We start from the raw sequence: 21,454 nt of genomic DNA on the forward strand, positions 1-21,454 counted from the left end.
ACACGACGACTATAATAGGTAGAGAAAATAAATTTTCATTCAAAAAATACTTCAGTTCAGATTGATTGTCACAAATTTGAAATACAGATTCGTTGATTACTATGAAAGTATCATTTTTTCTTAGAAACTCATACTTAATTCCGTTAGCATCTATTTCTGAATAAAAGTAGTGATCTTTATAATTAAAATTTGAAGGGAATATTGGGTCATTCCCTAGTGAATACATAAGACCTTGAAATAAAACTGTTTTTCCTTTATTGTTATCATCGCTATAAATTATATTTACGCCTGAAGTTAATCTATCCTCAATAAAAGCTTCATCGATATTTCCGATCGCAATTTTCTTTATTATCACTACGTTAATCCTCCTTTTATCATTGCGATGAAGTAAATTGATCCTATTTCTTCTAAAGTAAATATCTTCTCGATAATTTGTGCTGGTATTTCACTATGAACCTGCCTAGGGCTCTTATTCGGGTTACTTTTTATTACTTCAATCACAAACTCAAAATATTTCCAAAACTCTATTTTTAAAGATTTATTGAATAGTGTCCTACTAATTTGTGCTTTACAGTCTAAAATTACATCTTGAACCTCTTCTATATCTAATGCTTTAATCTCTTCATGAAAATTAATAGGAATTGCATTGGTAATAAAAACATCCATACCTACTAATCTATTAATAACAAGAGCTTCTAATTGATTTCTCTTCAGTATTTTATTGAACTTCACAATCTCTTTTTTATCGTTAATACTTTTACCGTCAATACAAATATTTTTAATTGATGATTGCATATCTCTTATTTCATTGAATAAAGATAAATAAAATTCATCGCTCCATTGATCTTTTTTTCTAAAATCAACTAAATTTTTGACATATTGCTCATTTCCTTCATCTGCAATTACAAATACTACTTCATTCAAAAACACGGTTATATCAGCGTTTAAACTGGAATCATTATTAATTTTCTTACGTCTTAGGTATTCTTCTTGTAATCCCAAGATAACTTTATCGTTTTTTGTAATTTTGATATTTGAATAATTAAAAACCTTTAGGGATTCATCTACCAGATATCCTTCCTTGAGTTTAGGCATAAAAAGTATGTAAAATTTAAATGACATGCTGGATCTATAATTCATAAACAATGTCGCCAATGCGGTTCCGATTTTCCTAGGATTAAGTGATTTTACACCTTTTGATTGTACATCCCATAACTCATCAATATTTTCGCATGCACCAGTTACATCGTTAAAGCAGTCAATTATAAACATATCAATATTAGGGCTATCATCTCTCATTGCCATCAAATACAACATTGATTTGGTCTCATACTCATTTGCTGTTGCATTTGTTTTTTCTGTCGTATCGAATAAGTACAAAATAATCTTCCTTTCATTTTTTTAATTTCTTGTTCTCCTCCTATTACAAAGATACAATCCAAGATGAAAACATAATATCAAACCCAATAAATTCATAAAAAGAAATGAAGGCATACAGAACTTTAAAACGTCCTACAAATTTCTATTGCGTTATAACATTTTAGAAATAAAAGACTTGTGACTTTGTTTTCTTCTGTTTTTGATTCTGTCGTATAACGTTCCTGTATTCACGACGTCTGACGCAGTCGGATGTGTCCGGCTCTCGCCGGACCAAGGACGAATGTCCGCAGTGTGAATATTATGTTAAGTGAAGTTAATTACGTCCTTCACATTAAAAATCTCTACTAGGTTCAAAATTATAATAAGTTCCAAATCTATCGTAAATTCTATCTACCGCAACTTCAAAATCTTTAATGATGACTTTAAGTTTTTTGTCAGTAATACTTAAGTCCATTCCACCTTCGTGAACAAAAGCATTCCTTAATTCAATAATTTCTTCAATAGAATCGAAAAGAGGTATTTTTCTCTTTGAAATAGGTTTGTTTAACACAGTAAATATATCTAGTTTCTCATCCAGCTTTTTATAATTTTCAGCGATTATCCTAGGCCTCTGAAATGAAAACTTTTCAACTAAAGCTTCTTCAATTGACATTTTTCCAGCAGAGATATCTTTCAGATTATTTACTGAAAATCGTGCTTCTTTAAAAATCTTGTCTCTATTATCTGTATATTTCAACAGCACAATAAATGATGTCTTTAAATATTCTTCCCAAATTGCTACTAAGTAAGGTATTAATAAGTTATTCGAGAAGAACCTTGGATTCAATTCATCGATATACACAATACCTGTAGAATCTGGCCTTGCAATTTGACCTTGTAAATTTCTTGAATCCAAATATATCTTAGGTTTAATAAGAGCATTATTATAAGTCCATCTAGCAATAAATAGTCCTGCTTCTAACTCAGTAGGAACTTCCTCATCCATTATAAAATAACGATTTTTCCCTTCGTCCGTCGAAAAGCTTCCTTTAAAATAATCTTTTATATATTTAATAGTTTTATTTTGATGTTCAAGATCCCAATAACTTCTCCCCGCTCTAGTTCTTGTGTCAACTGAAATAACGCCGTTTTCTCTATAAATATAAAGTTCGACTCCAACATACGATCTATAATTTTGATACTGATACCAAAAATAACTTGCTAGTAGACCTTCAATTTTAACTTCGTTTCTCTGCTTTATGTAACCTAATACATCTATTAAATTTATTAATTTATTATAGGATGCATCGTCTGGAAGGATACTTGTTGAAGTAAAACTCATTGTGCAATCATACTCCTTTGATTAGAAATAGAATTAAGTAATTAATTTCACCTAACGTTCCTGTATTCACGCCCCGGCGTATGCCGGGTGTCCGGCCCCTACCGGACCAAGGACAAATGTCCGCAGCGTGAATATTATGTTAAGCGAAGGTTCTGGCTTCCTGAAATACTAGCGTTATTCTTCCTTTGAATTACTATAGCTTCTTCTATGAGATACTGATTCTTGACTATCTTCAAGATTAATAGCAAATTCGCTAAACGGTTTATTTACGTATCTAATATAACGCATAGGTCTTTGATCTTCATTATCATAAATTGCATTAATAATTGCTTGTCTCGACGTTTGTGTTAATCTAATAAACTCTTGCCAGTTATCTCTTAGTCTTTCAATAAACCCTATTGGATATTTTATTTCAAAAAATGTGCTATCATCGAGTAATAGTATTACTGATTGTTGCATCCGATTTGAGTTTTCAAGAGGAAAGATCTCGACAATTCTCATCTCTCCTAATAATGAATCAAAAGGTATGTCTTGTAATAATAAGTCTACTGTATGAGGGTTTTTTAATTGTCTAAAAAAATCGACTAACTGCCTAAACTTAATTGCCCCTCTTGCTGTATCTTTGAGGTCAGTGCTTGATATTGATGTCATGATAGCAGTTTTAATATCTGCAATTTGATTTGAGATATAATCAATTTTAATTTCTTCCTGCTTTTTGAATCTTTGCTCGTAAAGTAACCTTTGTAATAAGCCTGACCATTGTTTTTTAAGATATGATTCAATATCATCCAATCTATTAAAACTAACAATGCTGTTATTCTCAATTCTATGTCTTAAAAAATTGATAAACTCGAATACATACTTTGCAGTCTCTGGCTTCTCCGCAAAAGATGGGAAATCTAAACCACTGATAAAATCTTTATCCTTGTTTTTCTCATACACAAGATGATCATGCATCACTTTATTCTCAACAAAAGTAAATATAGGAATACTTGATTCAATAGCCTTTATTACTTCCAGTTGAGTAATTGAGATATTACTTGAATCATCAAATAATTCTTTACTATTACTTTTTTCTTTAACAAAATCCAAATCCACAGATTCAAGTGCAGTTGGTATAGCTTTTCCACCAAATCTTGAACCAATTATTAATATTAGAATGTCACAGTTAGTAACTTCCTGTATACAACTAGTATGAGTATGTATTCTTGGATCGTATAGAACATCTGCGTAATCACTCATTACAGGATCATATCCAAAATTCCCTACGAAGTTTCTTAATTGTGATCTAACAATATTCAAATCATAACAAGTTGAAGAAATAAATATCTTTAAGTTAGCCATGTTAAATACCTCTTCCTTATAAAATAATCAATATTTTTGAAATAATATTTACCAGTACTTTCGCTTAACGTTGCTGTATTCAAGATCCCCGAAGGGGTTGTCTGCTGATATACCTCTCCGAAATCCAACTCGCAGACCAAGGCTCCAACGGAGCCGCTGCTTGAATATTATGTTATGAGATGCCATTGACCTCTTCGAGCTAACCCCAAAACAGTCCGTTATGCCCTTCATCCACGATCTTTAACTGTTTTTCAAAATCTTCATCCGGTTCTATGTCATCTATGAAATGCCATTTCCCCTTGCTGTCTTGCCAATATATTTTCCATTCGTTTTCATCTAATCTGAACTGAGCTACAGGCATCTGCACCCATTGATCACTTTTGTATCCTTGTCTTTCTTCAATCAATGTCACATGATTTCCTCTGATCTTATAACTGATTTTAATCTGGTTTTTTACATGTTCGGGTACTGCATTTTTGGTGTACTTGTCCATGATTTTCATAATCCGCTTCTTTGTAAAGTCATCCATGGATTTTGTCTCTCCTGCCCTGATTCGTTTTACTATGATTATATCACGATGATTTCTCATAACGTTCTCGTATTCATGAACCCCAAAGGGGTTGTCTGCTGAAATCCCTCCTCGAATTCCTTCCCGCAGACCAAGGCTCCATCAGGAGCGGCTGCTTGAATATTATGTTATCTGAAGGACTACACTTCTTTGAAATACAATTCACGCAAATCATTAGCTATGGTTTTATATCTTTGATAATCACCATTAATAAATTCATCATAAAAAAATTTAAAAATTGAAACATAATAGAATAAGATTAATATTATGGCTATAAGTACTATGAATATGAGAATAACCGTTTCTAATCTATCTATATATTTATTTAATATATTGGTATATGTAGCGGTTATTATAGGAATAATTATAGTCAATATAATTCCTCGCCCTATAAAGAAGGGAACTTTCTCTTCCTCAGAGTGTTTCTCCACCATTTTTATTAATAAATCTATTTTTTGGGGATCTGTATCAATACCTTCATTTCTCAAGAACTTTTTCAGACCATCAATTCGGACTTGATAATAACTTTTCCCTCCGTTATCAATCTGAATTATACGATCCCTTTCTCGCTTCGACTCTCTAAAAAAGACAACATACCATAAGATCAGAATGACAAATGAAATATTCCCCCATGAAGACTGTATTTGATTTTTTAATATGATAATTAAGGCTATGCTTAATATTAAAGTAAATATTGATTTGTAGAAATTAGTCCATTTCATTTTTTTGATTAAAGTATGAAATAAACTCAGATCGTTTTTGTAAAGTTTCAAAAGTTTATGTGCCATTTTCTCACTCCTTATAGTCTTTCAGATAACGTAATATTCACGAAGTTCGTAAATATAAGAAATACAATTGATTAAACGAATCATCGTATTCGAAATAGTCCTTTTGAATCATGTTTATATTGTATCATCAAATGGAAGAATATTACGACTGCTAACTATACTTTCAAACAAAAAACTCCCGCCAAAACTTCAGCAGAAGCTTCTTTGAATAATTGATCTACGCGAACATCTCATCAATGGCATGTACATAAGAATCATCAAACGTTAACTATACCTAATAGATAAGAAAATAGGCTTATTCCATGTGTACTATTTGGCTAGACTTTAAGCGTACTGGAGCAGATAAGTCAATTTCTCAGCGATTCACCCCGGATTGCATAATAAAAGAAGTCATAATATAAATCCCAGAGGCATGTTGTATCCCGGCGATCAGCTCATCTGCTAAATTATCTGTAATGAGCTTGACATTAAGCTTCGTTGACATCGATTAAAAACACCCGCTCCTGAAAGCCACCCCGTGCCTCGGCTTTGTCTGCCCGCAGCTTGTCCAGCTCTGCCACATTCGCCCCGTGTACTTCTGCCAGCGCCCGGATGACTTCCAGCATATCTGCCAGCTCCTCCAGCGCGTCCTTATCTTTCGCCGCTTCAAAATATTCCTCTGCTTCTTCACGAAGCTTTGTTCTCAGCTCCTGCTTATATTCCTCCGGGTCCAAAATGCGCGTGCGGCATCCCTTGCCCTGAGACGTAATGATGTGCGGAATCCGGTCCCGCACCAGCTTGTTGTATGTAGGCATTTGAAATAACACCCTTTCTGTTGTGTAGCCTTAGGCCGCAGCCAACAACTTACTTTTCGCCATTATATCATTCGTGAGAAAAGGTTGGGTGTTATTAACATATGATTTAACTGAACATTTTGCATAAATCCCAAGAGCGATTTCAAATCAGCAATATATAGATCAAAACGGTCTAGTTTGTCTATATATTGTACTTCTAAGCGTTGGGAATCGAATTATGTAAAATGCTGAACTACTTCATGGACTGATTTTCTTTAAAAATAGATTGATACCGCTCAGCAGGATCAGCTACAATTCGACGAGATAGACATATTAAAATATGGTCCGTTCTAAAAAGCAGTCTATCGACCTCCTCCAGCTTCATTGGCTTGTTATGTGCATTATCCTCTGCGGAAATAAGATAATGCACGGTACCCATAAACAGCACCATATCCAAACTCGGCTCAGCATCCGTGTGGATTAACCTAAGCACATCCGTTATAGATAGGTTAATGGAGGATAGAATGATTTGATTTCGGTGAACATAAACGGCCTTAGCCAAAGAAAACATCGCCCGGTCACAAAGAATGAGGCAGTTGTGAAATTGATGATAATTGCGCATGATCTGTGCAAGCTTGATCTGATATTGGGCGAGCTTTTGAAAATCCATCATGCAATTCAATATGTTGGGGTCGCTATGATTAGGCTGTATGGAATCTGGATCACTATGTAGGTGGTTGCTTAAGGAGTAATTTTTCACGGGGAGTCAACTCCTGAATTTTAATTTAATGAACAGTGAGGACATCGCAGGACCAAACGATCAAAATACACAAATTTCTAGCTATCGGACAAGCTTTACAATAAATATTACTATATAGTAGTTTTTAATTCAATTTACTTATTAACAGTTATTAATTAGAAGTAACTCTTTCTCTACACTTCTAACTAGAAGATTTTGCAAAAATCCAATAAGCGACTTCCAATAAATAATATATAGATCGAAATGGTCTGGTTCGTCTATATATTGCACTTTGGAGCGACTGGAATCGAATTTTGTGAAATCCTTACTATAGAGAGGTGTAATCATGTCTGAACTTTTAGATTTAGTCGGCACACGTATTCGAGATATTCGGAAGTCTAAAGGGCTTTCCCAAGAAGCTTTAGCCGAAAAAGCAGGATTCAATTCGAGTTATATCGGTTTTATTGAACGTGCAGAGAGAAATATATCTTTGAAAAATCTGGAGAAAATAGCGAAGGCATTGAACGTGGGCGTTTATCAGTTGCTTACATATGTAAAGGAAAATGATGAGCTTGCCGAAGGAAATTCGAGTGTAAAAAGTATTTTGACTCTGTTGAGAACGCGCGAATCCAAAGATACTGAGCTGGCATTGAAGATTCTTACGGACATATTTGCAAGAATTGATGAACGGTGAAAAATAAAAGGAACTGCACTTTGCAGTTCCTCCCATTCCAATCCCCTACGACAACGCCAGCATTGCTTTCATATCTTCCTCTGCGGTAGTAATCAGCTTCAAGCCAAACATCTCCACCAGCACATCCAGCACGCCAGAAGAAATAAACTCGGGCGGCTTCGGCCCGATGCGGATATCCTGCATGCCGAGGCTGAACAAGCCTAGCAGGATGGCAACAGCTTTTTGCTCAAACCAGGACAACACGATGCTGACTGGCAGCTCATTCACCGTACAACCAAAAGCATCCGCTAACGCCAAAGCGATTTTCACCGTAGAACCGGAATTGTTGCATTGTCCCAGATCAATATAACGTGGAATCCCCGTGTCCCCTACAGTGCCATAGTCCACGTCATTAAAGCGGAATTTCCCGCAGGACGTGGTTAAAATAACCGTATCGTTCGGCAAGGAAGTAGCCAGCTCGCGGTAATAGTTGCCGCCTTTACCTGGTGCGTCGCAGCCTGCAATGACGAAGAAACGACGGATATGTCCGTCTTTAATCGCCTGAATAATCTCGGGAGCGAGTCCGATAACCGTCTCGTGATGATATCCCGTCGTAAGCACCTGCTCAGACTCTACATCTGCGGGTGGCAGCGACAACGCGCGCTCGATCAATGGTGCAAAGTCGTCATCCATAATCTTGGCGACGCCCTCCAGCCCGGCTACTTCATAAGAGAAGAATCGATCTGCATATGTGCCTTTAATCGGCATCACGCAGTTCGTCGTGGCGAGAATCGCACCCGGAAATTCCTCGAACAGTCTGCGCTGATCATACCAGGCTTTACCGATATTGCCTTTCAGATGTGCGTATTTCTTCAACGCCGGATAACCGTGAGCTGGCAGCATTTCTGAGTGGGTATAGATATTGATGCCCTTACCTTCGGTCTGCCGTAGCAATTCCTCCAGCGCATACAGATTATGTCCGGTCACGACGATACATTGGCCTTCGATTTTATTCTGGCTGACGGTAATCGGCTGCGGAATGCCAAAACGATCCGTATGCGCGCGATCCAGCACATCCATAATCCGTACGGCTGCATTTCCGACCTTCATCGCCATGTCCAAATGCTCTTGTACATTAAAGTTAGAATTGGTTAAGGTCATATATAACGCTTCATGCGTGATACGATCCACCTCTGGATCGCTATAGCCCAACTGACGAGCATGTGTCGCATAGGCCGCAATGCCTTTTAATGCGAAAATCATCGTATCCTGCAAGCTCGCTATCGTTTCATTCTTGCCGCACACCCCAACTACGGTACACCCGCCACTCGGCGTCTGTTCACACTGATAACAAAACATATCGTTTTCCTCCAAATATTGATAGATATTTGTTCATTATCCACAGCGTAACAGACCCCCCAACGCGCAGGTGTGATTACACACACATTTTTCAGCTCACTCCTGATCCGACGCGATTACGACGATCCCACCGCCTTTGCGGTACTGAACAGGGGAAACACCCATGGTCTTTTTAAAAGCCGTACTAAAATAGTGCTGGCTGTCGTATCCTGTGCGCTCTGCGATATCGTGGATTGACAGCGTGGTGGAGTCCAGCAGTTGCACCGCTTTGCGAATACGGGCGCGCGTGACGAGGGTCACGAAGCTATCGTTTAGCTCTTTTTTGAGCACACGGCTGAGATACACGGCGGATACCTGTAAACGCGAGGCGAGGGATTCCAGTGTCAGCTCCCGGTCTGCGAAGCCTTCCTGAATAAGCTGCCGTGCCCGGCGCACGAGTGGAGACAGCTGCGATTCGCCATACACACGATCACGACACACTTGGAACGCATCAACCGCACCTTCCAGCCCCCGGACATTTCGCTCCACATGTGTATGAACCGCTATATTCAGGTAGCGCCCGATAGCCTGCTCCATCGTTGCGCCGATCGCTTCGGGTGCCTCCTGCCACAGGCATATGCCGATCAGCCCGTTTGCATCGCGGAACAATACATGCGGCAGGCCCTCCAGCAGCTCGCCAATGATATTTTCAGCGGCAAAAAGAAACAGTTGGCGGTCATTCTCGCGCATAATTGTCTGCCGCGCCTCTGCCGCAGGCCACCGCACCACGCCGATCTGAACGGGCGGCCGGGAAGGAAGACGTAAAAACGCCAGTTGCTCCATCACGTCCTTTCCCGTGTTCTGCCCTTCCAGCCATTCCAGGCAAAAGCGCTGGCGCAGCAGCGGAATATTCCGCTCAATCTGCCCGGCGGCCTGTTCTACATAGGCGGCACGCTTGCGCTCTTCGTCCAGCCGCCCACCGAGCTGCGACAGCGCAGCGTGAAGCTGCCCCGCATCGACCGGCTTCAATATATAATCCTCCACGCCAAGTCGGACAGCCTCCTGCGCATAAGCAAATTCATCATGGCCGGAAATGATTAGACAACGACATTCAGGACGTTCTTCCCGCAGCCGCCGGATCAGCTCAATGCCGTCCATGAACGGCATATTCATATCGACCAGCAAGATGTCGATGCCAAGCTGTACCGCCAGCTCCAGCGCTTCTTCTCCATCCTCTGCCTCACCCGCAACCTCCATGCCGAGAGCCGCCCAGTCTACGCAATCTCGTATGCCCTCACGAATGATCGGCTCATCATCTGCTATCAGTACCTGATAGCGTTTTTTTGTGTACCGTTTTGCCGTCATCGTCGTCACTTCCGTTATGGTCTTGTCCGTCAGACTCGTCGTTGTCGAGGTGCCGATGCTGTGTGATTTCGTCATCCTGATCCGCTCCTTTTTCATGAGAATTCTTCAGTTGCGTCATATCCCGCAGCAACGGATGAACAATCGTAACGCAGGTACCTGCCCCCTCTTCACTGTCCAATACAATTCCATATTCCTCACCAAAAGATAGCCGTATACGCGCCTGTACATTCAGCATGCCATAGCTCCTATCGTTCGCATTCACACTGGCTCCACTTGGCTTCTGTTGTCCTTCCATCGAGTCCAGCGGTGCTTCCAGCAAATGCCGCAGCTCCCGCAACCGTTCCACCGTCATCCCTGCGCCATTATCACGTACCGTCAGTAGCAGCTTATCTCCCTCAATCCGCGCCTCGACCCCAATCGTGCCGGGCCCGCGTCTGGCCTTGATGCCGTGGTAAATGGCATTTTCCACCACAGGCTGAAGCATGAGCTTCAACACGAACAGCTCCCCTAATTCCTCGGATACATTTAATTCCCAGCGAAGTCTGTCCCGATACCGGGTTTGCTGAATTTGCATATAGCTTGATATATGCTCAATTTCGCTGCGTAGCGGAATAAAGTCATCCCCCTTACTCAGCCCGAGGCGAAACAATCTCGATAGCGCCCCCACCATGTCGGACACGTCATCTGCCCCGTTTTTACGAGCCATCCAATGAATCGTATCCAATGTATTGTATAAAAAGTGAGGCTTAATATGCTCCTGAAGGCTGCGTAGCTCGGCATCCCGCTTCTGCCGCTCCCTTAGTTCGCCAAGCGACATCAAACGGCGAATTTGCTCCAGCATCCGGTTGAAGCTCCTGCCGAGCATCCCGATTTCATCCCCGCGCTCACTCCATTGGCGAACCGTAAGATCCCCCGTTTCTGCTGTCCGCATATAGGACATCAGCCGGAAAATCGGCTGCGCAATCGAAAGCGACAACCTTAAGGATGCCGTCAGTCCGAACAGACATACAATGAAGACAAAGGAGACGACGTAGAATTGAATTTGTCGTACCTCCAGTGTTGATTCCCGCGCCGGGAATACACCCACCGTTCTCCAGCCCGTAAACTCGGAAGCCCGGAACATGAATAGCAATTCCCTTCCTCCAGCTTCACGAGTAAACATCCCGCTGTCACCTGCCCCGAACCATTCCGGGGGAATACGCTTGATCAGCGGCATATCAGGCATGTATACGCTACGTCCCTCAGCATCTGTCACCATTAAATACCCGGTTTTGCCCAAGGTTACATCTCTGGCAGCCTGCGACACGGCCCGTAGCTTAAGATCAATCATAATCACGCCTAGCACACGTCCAGTCTCCGAATCCGTCACCGACCGGACGACAGACACGATTTCGCTATCCTTGTACTGAACATGAGTCGTCACATTACGATGGCTCGGCCGTCCCAGCACAGTAAAAATACCTGCATGCTGCACCGCCTGTTTATACCAGTCTTCTTCGGTCAGGCTGCGCGTGCTTCGAGCATACATTTCGTTACTAATATAGTCGCCGTGTTCGTTCACGATCAGAATACCCGCAATCTCGGGATATAACGTGGTAAAGCCCTGCAAAAATTGCTTCATCCCATACAGCGTATCCTGTTCCCGTTCCCCCTGTTGTTTCTCCTGCGCAACCGACTGCACTACTGTACCCGTGTGACCGTCAGCGAGCGTCCGTCCTTGCCAGAACTCCCCGATATCCGGGTTAAAGCCAATCAAATACGTCATGTTCTGCAAATTTTCCATTTTGGTATCCAATGCCTCATTTACCTTGCCAATGAGCTGCATCGTATGGTCTTCCACCTGCCGCTCAATAATCCGTTCCACCGTCCAGTTGACCAGCAGACCCAATCCCAGTGAAGGTACGATGCCAAAAAACAGGAATAACAACATAAGCTGATACCGCAAAGGCATATTGCGCAAGCGCAAACGCTGCATCCTTTGAACCGACCATGCGCGTATACGCTTCCATCTCCGTTGATCATCATTTCGCATAATAATCATCTACATTCGTCCGTGTGACGACGGATATTCCTGTGTCCACCCGTACGGGCAGCGGGGCGTTGTCACCGGAGGAGGAAGGAGCGGGAATCGTCAAATGATGATGCAGATGGAACAGGTATTGAAGCGACCAATAGCCCATATTCCACGTTCCCTGAGCAATGGTTGCCGAGATCGTCCCTCCACGGATCATATCCAGGGTCGCTTTATTCGTATCAAAAGAAATGATTTTCAGCGGACGACGGCTCTTTTGGCTCAATACCGCCTCACCGACACCTGTTCCTCCCGTCGCCTCGGTCACAAAAATTCCTGCCAGCTTCGGATACGCCTTCATCAGCCGAAGAGACTCATCCCGGGATACCATTGCGTCACCGCGTCCATCCGCCACTTCCACCACCTTCATGGCAGGATACTGCCGCTGAATGGTGTCACGAAAACCACGGGAACGCTCCTCGTGATTTTGCTGACCGGGTAACGTCAGAACAGCTACTTCGCCTTCCCGTCCCAGCAGCTCTGCCATTTTATCCGCAGCGGTCACGCCCGCCTTGTAATTGTCCGTTCCCAAAAAAGAATACGCCCGGCTGCCCGGTGCTCCAGCATCAAACAGCACCACAGGAATGCCCGCGTCCAGCGCCTTATTGATCGCCGGGATCAGCGAGTGTGGATCAATCGCCGAAATCGCAATCCCTGCGGGCTTTCGGGCAATCGCCTGCTCAATCACGGTCGTCTGCTCCTGTGCATCATAACGGGTAGCCCCCCGATACTCGACGGTCACACCCATCGCATCCCCGGCATCCTCAAAGCCCTTAAGCCCGCTTTTCCAATACTCCAAACCGGACTGGAACGTAATCATGATATACGTTTCTCCAATGCTGCCGCGTAGCCCTTTTTCTTCCCAGGTTCCGTTCAACGGCCCGGATTGTTCGTACCTGAACACGTAAAATGCGAAAGCCGCAATCAGCAAAATATATACCAGCAGTGTTTTTTTCATCCTTCCTCCCTCCCCCCTTTCTGTACCTATCCCAAAGTTGTGAATTTACTTAGATTGTAAACGCAATCATATCAAATTGGAACTACTTCCACTCCTCTTACTTTCAGGTAGCGTTAATCCTGCACTAATATTCCTGCGTTACAATACCTAAATTGTGTTATGGAGAAGGTATACGATTTCTTTTGGAAAAGGAGTGATAGGGATGAGCAAGCCGCGTATCGCGGAGTGGACAGAACTGCGGGGTCTTGCCTACCTCGCTGTCGTGCTTCAGCATTGCATTGGTGAATATATTTACCGCAGCGATATCCAGCAGCCGGATTCCGTTATGCTCGCAATGCTGTACCATTTGACACGCTTTGGCACACCGACGTTCGTTTTCCTGTCTGCGGCGCTGCTTTTTTATAATGGCAATAAACCGATTGGCTTTCCCCGTTACATTGGCAGACGGTTTCGAGATATTTATGTTCCTTTTCTCTGCTGGACGGTCGTTTATTGGGTATGTAACCAGAACTGGTCGACGGCGCAGTGGGGAAATATTTATTTTTACAAGGGCATGTTCGAGGAAATGATTATACCTGTCAGCGGATATCATCTATGGTTTGTGGTGATGATTTTTCAGTTTTATATTTTGTTTCCCTTATTTGCAAAAGCAGCCGGGCATGTACAAGCGTTCCTCCGTCGCTACAACACCAAAAAACGCAAACAGCTCGTTCTGATTGTAATGCTGACAGCGGCGGCGGCCTATGCTCTGCTCTTGCAATGGTCCTACTATGACATGTCTGCATGGAGCACCCGTTTGCCGTCCTTTTGGCAGGCCTTGTTAGATTACCGCACCTATAACTTTATTATGTACTTTTTCTATTTTATGCTAGGCGCAGTGTGCGCTTATATGACGGACACCTGGCGGGGGCTGGCTAAGCAGACATTACCGTGGAATGTATTTGTCTTTATTGGTCTGTTCATGCTCATGGGTCACACGATGCTGATCCAGTCGGGCAATACGATTAATCTGAACATTTCCACCTATCTCAAGCCAAGTACCTTTGTACTGATTGTCTCGCAGCTGCTTTTGCTATATGGACTGCTACTCCATTTGCAAAAAGACCAGCGCTCCGAGCCGTTCCGCCGTATGCTGAACTGGATCGGACGTTATTCCTTCGGGGGATATCTGGCCCATGCACTCGTGCTGGCCTTCATATCCTACTTCACCCGCCCGCTTTCACTGGGCGATCATCATTTTACGGCGACACTGCTTACGTTTGTCGTCGTGGCAAGCGTGTCTCTCGGCATTAGCTGGCTGTTCGCTCATCTACCGGGAGGCAACTGGATTGTTGGCTCAAAAGGCAAACAGCGCTTGACCTGGCCGTTTCGGCTCCAGCCGCTTTCCTCCAAACGAGCTTCCAAAAGCACGCAGGAGCTTGGCTAATAGAAAAAGAGATGCTCTAGGAGAGCCCTGCAAAACGAATACATTTTTTGTGGAAAGTTTCTTCTATAATAAGTTGAACTTAAAAGTTACCTATTGTGCCACTACGCAGTCGAATGGTGCTTCCCATCGCCACCGCCCCCGGATTTCTTGAATAAAACCTATGATCAGAGGAGAAATCCGGGGACAAAAGCGACCGCTTCGCTTGTACAACACCATTTCGCCTACTCCGTTCCCTGGGTACATTTTTTAAATTCAGCTTATATAGGTCTGTTTTCCAGTTCGGAGTTCTGATTCAAACAAAATTAAGACTTTTGCAGGGCTCTCTTATTGAGCTCTGCTTTTTTTGCTGCATTGGTCTGCCACGTCATATGAGCAATTGTTTCTAGTGCGGTCCGCCTGGCTACTGTTGCGAATGCAAAGTATGTACCCCCCCAACTTATTAACACATTATTCCATGAACATGTATTTTATTTTAAAATAAGTCATTATATAGAATAATAATAAACGTTATGTGGGAGAAGTCACTGTTTTCAATAAAAAGAATGGGGGGATCGGATGGACATAGCATCGTCTTTGTCAATGATTTGATTCAAAACATGGTGAGATTGCTTCTTGGTCTGAAACATACGGTTGTACTGATTAATCAGTTCATCCAAAAGCATAGACTGCTCAAGTACACAAGCGTGTCCGAAGCCATACTCTTCGTAAAGCTCATGCAAGTGTTGTCTGGCGTATTCCATCTGTTGAATTAACGTTAACGTTTCATCCCTGTTCAACCTGCATACCTCCTAGTGAATCTCATTTTAGGAGGTAATGAACAAATACTTCATGTTCTTTTTTGAGCTAAGAAATCACAAAATAATCCAAAAAAAGACCAGCAATAAGCTGGTCCAGTTTAGTGAATATGAAGATGATTACTTGGATCAAGACCCACCAACGTGCCCATTAGTTTTGAATTATTCCATAGCTTGGGTTTCCAGCTTGCACTGGTACTGTGAATACCAGCAATAGGCTAGTTACCATCAAGAAGAAAACCATCTTTTTGATCAATTTTTTCCCATAGACTTTGCAACTGATCTCGTGTATCAGAAACGGCATACGCTTTGAATCGTTCAAATAACATTGCACAATTATGCGAAAGTAGTCCTTTATTAATGAATTCTGCCTTTTCCCATGCATTTAGCAGACATTTGAAACCATATGGATATCTACCTTTATTTAGACTGTACTTAGCCATCTTGTACCAAAACCGTACGTATTCTTCCGGTAAAACTTGTTGTGTATACATGTCAGAAGATGACGGTTCCTGATAAGCTGCAATTTGGGACTCAAAACGCTGTAGAATATGGTCCACATCCACATTGTATCGGTTGGCTACTTCAATGACGTTTAGTAACTCGGCAAAAATCTCTTTTTCACCAGCTATGTACTCCACGTAATCCGACAGGACGCTAACATCTCCAGACATAAGTCTGTTTACGTAAGTATTAATTTTCGCCCATTGCTGATATTGCCGCTTCCAATAAAGCGAATCAGGGTCCTTCTCCTTCACCCAACTTAGATCGGTATAACGACGAATGTGTTCTAATGCCTGTTCATGATCTCCTTTTGCATCGCAAGCACTAGCACACAGAAGTTCGCCGTAAGTTATGTATACAAACAGCGGCCTACTTAGCTTTTTTTGTGGCTCTGTCCCTTTTCGCTTGGAGTTGTGAACCGAATTATATTGGAGCTGCCCCAATCGACCCATTTGATGTGCAAATTCTTGAACCTTGTCCCACAGGCTTAATGATCTGTACACGTTTGCTAAATCTTTTAAAGCATCTAATTGCTCTATCTCGTCCAAACGATTAACAAAAGGGGCAAATTCAATGGCAGCTTGAAGATTAACAGCCCGATCCTGTCCGATATTGATTTGGAACAGGCGATACTGGCAGATCGCCAATCGCTCTGAATGCTGGTGCTTCTCACTTTCAGCCACCTTCTTGTACAGGTATGCCGCTGCTTCATTGTAGCCGTCTTTATACACATTTTCTGCAACTTCAAAGAGCGACGGTGGATAAGTAGGGTTATCCAACAACAGAATTACAACTCGCTGCAAGCAGTCCAGTCGCCCTAGCTCAATGCATCGGTATAGGAATGGGCAGATTTTTTTCCAGTTGAGTGGAGATTCTTCAATGCACTCTTCAATGTAACGTTCGTAAAAATAATCCAGTGGTAAATTCATTCCCGCAGTAATGCAATCCAATTGGTGAACAGATATAGAACGATTGCCCGTCACAATGCTACTAACTGTACCTACATTCAAATCAATAATGCGACCAAACCCGGTCATGGTTAAGCCTTTTCGTTTTAGATAGGTTTGAATTTCTGCTCGTATCGTAGGTGTGATTTCCATGGATAAACCACCCTTTCAGCGTTTTCATAGGATACCAATTTCAAAAAAAATTATAGTTTGGGAATGTATAGTATAATTCAATATTTTGTCTATCCATGACAATACCATCTTTTGGCACAAAAATAAATACTATTATTTTATTGCTTTTTATATTTTTAATAGGAGAGTATTGGATGATGTCCGTAAAAATGACAAGGAATTTAGAAACTTTTAGTAGACTCGTAATTCCCAAAGAAATACTCATAACCTGTGATATTTGTGCAAATGATGCTATAGAATTTTTCACAGATGAAGAAAAAGGTATCCTATCCCTAAAAAAATACATTGGTCAGTCTTGTAAGTTTTGTCAATCTACCGAGGGATTAAGTTACTTTAAGGGTTCTCTTATATGTACAAGCTGTAGATATATGCTCAAGAGTCATCCAAAGCCCGTGTAAGTCAGCTCATACCAAAAATGCTCGATCAGGCGGGTGACTGTTAAGAAAATAAAAGGAGAAGATCACTTGAAAAATACAGGTATGACACGTCCCTTGGATACGTTAGGCCGGATTGTTGTTCCTAAGGAAATGCGAACTTCAATGGGTATTGATGTTGGCGATCCTTTAGAATTTTATGTAAATGTTGAAACAGGATTTTTGAGTATGCGGAAGTATATTGGAGTCGCCTGCAACTTGTGCAATTCGGTTGAGTCTTTAACCTATTTCAGGGATTCATTTTTATGTAAAAAATGCATACTCGACCTGAAAGGAAACATAGGTGTGAGTCCAATACCTGCTCCTGTTGTTAAGAAACCGTACAAAGAAAAAAGAGCAAATCGGTCGTCTTCAAAAAAACTGGCTGAACAATTAAGAAGACTCATGAGTGAGCATCCTACAGCCAAGCAAGGCGACTATGCCAAATGGCTTGGCGTGTCACAAGGCCGTATTTCCCAGCTTAAAAAGCTGTTATAGGTATCGCTCAGCTCATACTCACGCGAAACTAAATAACCAGTAGCTGATTGTTTACAGCGCGACTGGTTATTTAAACTTGCTAAATGTTCTGATCCTTCCCTGATATACGGGGCAGTCCCCGTACTTGGATCGGCTTAGAATCTTGTTAACAATGGCCTACTTCTTCTTTTTTTCATTTTTTGAAATAATCATAAAGAATATTACTATTAAAATAATCCCAGCTAAACTGTAAATAATATTAATATTTTCATTTTTTAACTGAGTAAAAATGAGTCCAACAATAGCAATAAGCAACACAATAAGAGAAACTAACATTTTCATGTTCATTTTTACATAACCTCCATAAATTTTGATTTATTTATTGTATTATACCATAATTTAGCACAACATATGAGTGTACCAAATAAAGTAATAGGAGAGATGTTCATTGAAATCTGTTCTACGAAGGTCTATTTCCAGCTTTTTGGCACTAATTGTTCTGCTTAATGTTGTAGGTTATGCTTCTGCGAGCTCTGTATCTGATAGTTCGAAGTATCAATATACTGATTAGTGCTTCCAGTAGGCTTATTCAGTATCGGGCAAATATACTCAGCTTGTTTTGAATGGGTGTTTTTTTTAGAAAACTTAAAAAAATACGAATGACTCGTTGTATTTATCGACTCCAAATTGCCTATCTAAGTGAAGAGCGAAATTGATACAAGCACTAAAAAAGAATGTGGAGCCATTCTGGTGTTTGCGACTCCATCAAATTCACTCTCAATAAAACAACCCTTCTTGCTCGTCAATTTGCTTCGTATTCCAGCATTTTGCATCATTCGATTCCCAACGCTCGAAAGTACAATAGATAGATTTGAAATCGCTCTTGGGATTGTTGCAAAATGCTCATTTATCAAGCTTTAACCATTGTTGAAATTCTTTTTCACTTATTTTTTTAACAGTCTTCACTTTTTTAGTGATCATAGAGTACGTATACAGTCTTTTTTGATCCGATGGATATTCACTTATATAGTTCAATTGATTTCCATTTTTATTCCATAAAATTAAACTTGTACTTATGTAATCTGTTTCCCTAGGTAAATAAGTAAACGTACCTTTTTGGGAATCATAAATGGCTATGGAGCTTCTGGCAGGATCTCCGTATGAGAAAGCAAGTTGGTCTGCTTTTGGTGACCAATTATAGGAATTTATTGTTTCAATATTTTCCTTGCCAGCAGCGCTTAACTGGTCATTTAATATTTGATGCTTTCCATTTTTCATATCCATAAGCAGCACCGTCTCCCCTGCGCTACGTCGTGTTTGTATAGCGAGCCAATGACTTGAAGGTGATACTGAAATACTCGATATATCACGCAGCTTATCATCAAAACCATCTGTTTTAATTGTGTAGATCTTTTCTCCTTTTTGGATCGTTATTGATGTAATAACGCTTTTTTCAGAGCCTGGTACATTTTTCAGCTCCGTTTTTTTCGCCGTTACCGTAATATTCTTTTCTTTCCAAATCACTTGGCCTTGGCTCTCGCTCTTTTTAAATTTTGTTATCGACTGATATACTGATGGATTTTGGGTTCCTGCATTAGCCATAGAAACACCACTCAAGCTTCCCACAAGCACTATGCTCGACAGAAAAGCAGTAGCGTATTTTGCTCTTAAATTCTTCATTTGAATAGCTCCTTTATAAAATGTATTGACCTAACAGATATTTAGTACCACAATTTGTTCCAATCCTTGCCTAAATTGATATCTATATACATAGACGATCAAATCGAAATTTTGTTGCTTTTCTCAAGAATTTTACAGATAAATTTTAGATGAGCATAAAGAAGCGTCCTACCAGAAAGACCGACAGAGCCGACTGCTGTGACAAATTTATCTGACAAAACTTGTTATTTTTGAAATAGTGTAGATACACGAAACAGCGCAAAGAATGGAGAACCTATGGCAACGACAAGGAAAAACAAGCAATCTTCGCTGGAGCGATCTGCCTCAGTCTGTACCTGCATCAATCTGCGCCGTTCCTCAATGGCTGTTACGGGACTGTATGACCGGTATCTGGCCCCAAGCGGACTCAATATTAGCCAATTCTCACTGCTCAAGCACTTAACTGCGCTGGGACCGGCAAGTGTAAGTGAATTGGCGCTGGAGATGCGGCTCGACCGAACCACGATTGTGCGCAATTTGAAGGCGCTGGAGCATAGCGGATATGTGGAGGATACATCTGCTGAGGGCAGTCGCAACCGCTGCCTTACTCTGACGGAGAGTGGAAGAACGACATACAACGACGCAGCAGAGCTTTGGGAGGAGGCGCAGCGTTTTTTGCAGGAGTCATTGGGAAACGGGGAGCTGCAGATACTGACCGCACTCTTATCCAAAATTGAAGATTTGGGTTTGTGATTAGTTCTTTGCTGTGAACAATCGGAGAGGGATGTGGATAGGATGGTTGAATCCGTACCGGATATGAGAGAAATCATCGCAGCCGAGATGAAGGCCTATGTGAGCGAAGACAAAGGCAATGTTTGTGAAGAACTGCAGAGTCCTTATTACGAGGAGCCGATTATTCAATTTGCCGAGGCCAATGATCCTTTGTTTGAGGAGTACAAAAGAGTGGTGGGGCCCGACCACGCCACGCCGCAGGAAGCATTTGAACGTTCCTTTGGAATGGGGAGTTTTGATGGAGGCACCGTTATCAGCGTTGTGCTGCCGATCAGCGAGACGATCCGCAAGGCTAATCGGGCACAAAAAGAAAGAGCCTCCAGGGAATGGGCGCTGCTACGAACCTTCGGCGATGAATATTTTGTACAGTCTGCAAGGCGGCATTTGACGGGATATTTAACAGGCCTTGGTTACCGTGCAGTTGCGCCGCTGGATGAGGATTGGTACAGCATCCATGGCGCCGCAGGGGGGCCGGTCTCCAACTGGTCGGAGCGCCACATTGCATATGCTGCGGGTCTTGGCACCTTCAGTATCAATGACGGCTTCATCACCGAAAAAGGAATTGCCATCCGCTTGCTGTCCGTGGTGACCGATCTCTTAGTGCCGCCTGATGCCAGAACGTCAACAGGCCATACCGGAAACTGCCTGCTGTGCAGCAAGGGCATCTGCGGTGTGTGCATCACCCGCTGCCCTGTGCAGGCGATCAGCAAGGACGGCGGACATGACAAAATCGCCTGCATGGAATTTGTGTACGGCCAGGCATCGCGGGACTTTGCGGTGCTCAACGGCGGCGAGGCCAAAGCGGGTTCCGGCTGCGGACTGTGCCAGACCAAGGTGCCCTGTGAGAGCAGGAATCCAATGCGGACCGCCCGGTGAATATGAAAACCTTGAGAACCGCCATTCTCAAGGTTTTTTTAGTACAAAAGGATCAT

At 42.0% G+C, this 21,454-nt stretch carries 21 protein-coding genes and 1 pseudogene; 5 read left to right on the forward strand and 17 right to left on the reverse strand.

From position 1 onward, the window contains the following. The 9 genes and pseudogenes from QD47_RS21345 to QD47_RS21380 all read right to left on the reverse strand — a co-directional run. Window positions 1-355: pseudogene (locus QD47_RS21345) on the reverse strand (hypothetical protein); the annotation flags it as partial. Continuing rightward, window positions 355-1,380: a hypothetical protein gene (locus tag QD47_RS21350; RefSeq protein WP_044648025.1), complete on the reverse strand. Its 1,026-nt coding sequence runs from the start codon at window positions 1,378-1,380 to the stop codon at window positions 355-357. The gene QD47_RS21350 and the pseudogene QD47_RS21345, both read right to left, overlap by 1 nt. A 331-nt stretch (window positions 1,381-1,711) precedes the next feature. Further along, window positions 1,712-2,701, reverse strand: coding sequence for a HEPN domain-containing protein (locus QD47_RS21355; protein WP_044648026.1), 990 nt, complete (start codon window positions 2,699-2,701; stop codon window positions 1,712-1,714). A gap of 174 nt (window positions 2,702-2,875) precedes the next feature. Beyond that, window positions 2,876-4,045 (reverse strand): DUF4062 domain-containing protein, encoded by a 1,170-nt coding sequence (locus QD47_RS21360; protein ID WP_044648027.1) that lies wholly within the window; start codon window positions 4,043-4,045, stop codon window positions 2,876-2,878. Between the two features lie 199 nt (window positions 4,046-4,244). Further along, the gene (locus QD47_RS33385) at window positions 4,245-4,574 is read right to left on the reverse strand and encodes a DUF3024 domain-containing protein (RefSeq protein ID WP_235332326.1); all 330 of its coding nucleotides are present in this window, start codon (window positions 4,572-4,574) and stop codon (window positions 4,245-4,247) included. Between the two features lie 179 nt (window positions 4,575-4,753). Further along, on the reverse strand, window positions 4,754-5,401 hold the full coding sequence (locus QD47_RS21370) for a hypothetical protein (RefSeq protein ID WP_044648028.1): 648 nt from the start codon (window positions 5,399-5,401) through the stop codon (window positions 4,754-4,756). A gap of 355 nt (window positions 5,402-5,756) precedes the next feature. Continuing rightward, the gene (locus QD47_RS33765; RefSeq protein ID WP_268794264.1) at window positions 5,757-5,885 is read right to left on the reverse strand and encodes a phospholipase D-like domain-containing protein; all 129 of its coding nucleotides are present in this window, start codon (window positions 5,883-5,885) and stop codon (window positions 5,757-5,759) included. Continuing rightward, the gene (locus QD47_RS21375; RefSeq protein WP_044648029.1) at window positions 5,869-6,195 is read right to left on the reverse strand and encodes a nucleoside triphosphate pyrophosphohydrolase; all 327 of its coding nucleotides are present in this window, start codon (window positions 6,193-6,195) and stop codon (window positions 5,869-5,871) included. Before QD47_RS21375 ends, QD47_RS33765 begins: the two co-directional genes overlap by 17 nt. Before the next feature lie 232 nt (window positions 6,196-6,427). Next, on the reverse strand, window positions 6,428-6,934 hold the full coding sequence (locus tag QD47_RS21380) for a hypothetical protein (protein WP_044648030.1): 507 nt from the start codon (window positions 6,932-6,934) through the stop codon (window positions 6,428-6,430). A gap of 325 nt (window positions 6,935-7,259) precedes the next feature. Here QD47_RS21380 and QD47_RS21385 point away from each other — a divergent pair, with 325 nt between their 5' ends. Continuing rightward, entirely contained in the window at window positions 7,260-7,607 is a 348-nt protein-coding gene (locus QD47_RS21385) for a helix-turn-helix domain-containing protein (RefSeq protein WP_044648031.1), read from the forward strand. Window positions 7,608-7,652: 45 nt separating this feature from the next. Here QD47_RS21385 and hcp read toward each other — a convergent pair whose 3' ends face one another. From hcp to QD47_RS21405, 4 genes are all read right to left on the reverse strand, one after another. After that, window positions 7,653-8,945: a hydroxylamine reductase gene (gene hcp, locus QD47_RS21390; protein WP_044648032.1), complete on the reverse strand. Its 1,293-nt coding sequence runs from the start codon at window positions 8,943-8,945 to the stop codon at window positions 7,653-7,655. Between the two features lie 96 nt (window positions 8,946-9,041). Further along, on the reverse strand, window positions 9,042-10,289 hold the full coding sequence (locus QD47_RS21395) for a response regulator (protein WP_235332329.1): 1,248 nt from the start codon (window positions 10,287-10,289) through the stop codon (window positions 9,042-9,044). Next, window positions 10,237-12,330, reverse strand: a complete 2,094-nt coding sequence (locus QD47_RS21400) for a cache domain-containing sensor histidine kinase (RefSeq protein WP_235332327.1) — start codon at window positions 12,328-12,330, stop codon at window positions 10,237-10,239. Before QD47_RS21400 ends, QD47_RS21395 begins: the two co-directional genes overlap by 53 nt. Next, the gene (locus tag QD47_RS21405) at window positions 12,311-13,318 is read right to left on the reverse strand and encodes a substrate-binding domain-containing protein (protein ID WP_044648034.1); all 1,008 of its coding nucleotides are present in this window, start codon (window positions 13,316-13,318) and stop codon (window positions 12,311-12,313) included. The genes QD47_RS21400 and QD47_RS21405 overlap by 20 nt, the downstream gene beginning before the upstream one ends. A 202-nt stretch (window positions 13,319-13,520) precedes the next feature. On the opposite strand from QD47_RS21405, the gene QD47_RS21410 reads away from it, so the two are divergent. After that, window positions 13,521-14,744: an acyltransferase gene (locus tag QD47_RS21410; protein ID WP_044648035.1), complete on the forward strand. Its 1,224-nt coding sequence runs from the start codon at window positions 13,521-13,523 to the stop codon at window positions 14,742-14,744. Between the two features lie 530 nt (window positions 14,745-15,274). Here QD47_RS21410 and QD47_RS21415 read toward each other — a convergent pair. Together QD47_RS21415 and QD47_RS21425 are read right to left on the reverse strand one after the other, a co-directional pair. Continuing rightward, complete coding sequence (locus tag QD47_RS21415) at window positions 15,275-15,520, reverse strand: aspartyl-phosphate phosphatase Spo0E family protein (RefSeq protein ID WP_044648036.1); 246 nt, start codon at window positions 15,518-15,520, stop codon at window positions 15,275-15,277. A 236-nt stretch (window positions 15,521-15,756) separates the two neighbouring features. Continuing rightward, window positions 15,757-17,142 carry a helix-turn-helix domain-containing protein gene (locus QD47_RS21425; RefSeq protein WP_044648038.1) on the reverse strand — a complete coding sequence of 462 codons (1,386 nt, stop codon included), beginning with the start codon at window positions 17,140-17,142 and terminating at the stop codon, window positions 15,757-15,759. Between the two features lie 503 nt (window positions 17,143-17,645). On the opposite strand from QD47_RS21425, the gene QD47_RS21435 reads away from it, so the two are divergent. Continuing rightward, window positions 17,646-18,092: an AbrB/MazE/SpoVT family DNA-binding domain-containing protein gene (locus QD47_RS21435; protein WP_200893488.1), complete on the forward strand. Its 447-nt coding sequence runs from the start codon at window positions 17,646-17,648 to the stop codon at window positions 18,090-18,092. 156 nt (window positions 18,093-18,248) lie between these two features. Here QD47_RS21435 and QD47_RS32200 read toward each other — a convergent pair whose 3' ends face one another. Then, window positions 18,249-18,419, reverse strand: coding sequence for a hypothetical protein (locus tag QD47_RS32200; RefSeq protein WP_161797192.1), 171 nt, complete (start codon window positions 18,417-18,419; stop codon window positions 18,249-18,251). Between the two features lie 555 nt (window positions 18,420-18,974). Next, complete coding sequence (locus QD47_RS21440; RefSeq protein WP_044648040.1) at window positions 18,975-19,751, reverse strand: hypothetical protein; 777 nt, start codon at window positions 19,749-19,751, stop codon at window positions 18,975-18,977. Window positions 19,752-20,027: 276 nt separating this feature from the next. Between QD47_RS21440 and QD47_RS21445 the strand changes: the two genes are divergently transcribed. Together QD47_RS21445 and QD47_RS21450 are read left to right on the forward strand one after the other, a co-directional pair. Beyond that, complete coding sequence (locus tag QD47_RS21445; RefSeq protein WP_044648041.1) at window positions 20,028-20,483, forward strand: MarR family winged helix-turn-helix transcriptional regulator; 456 nt, start codon at window positions 20,028-20,030, stop codon at window positions 20,481-20,483. A 42-nt stretch (window positions 20,484-20,525) separates the two neighbouring features. Next, the gene (locus QD47_RS21450; RefSeq protein ID WP_052646848.1) at window positions 20,526-21,398 is read left to right on the forward strand and encodes a hypothetical protein; all 873 of its coding nucleotides are present in this window, start codon (window positions 20,526-20,528) and stop codon (window positions 21,396-21,398) included. Window positions 21,399-21,454: the final 56 nt, after the last annotated feature.

Origin of the sequence: Paenibacillus terrae, assembly GCF_000943545.1 — a bacterium.
Taxonomy (GTDB): domain Bacteria; phylum Bacillota; class Bacilli; order Paenibacillales; family Paenibacillaceae; genus Paenibacillus; species Paenibacillus terrae_A.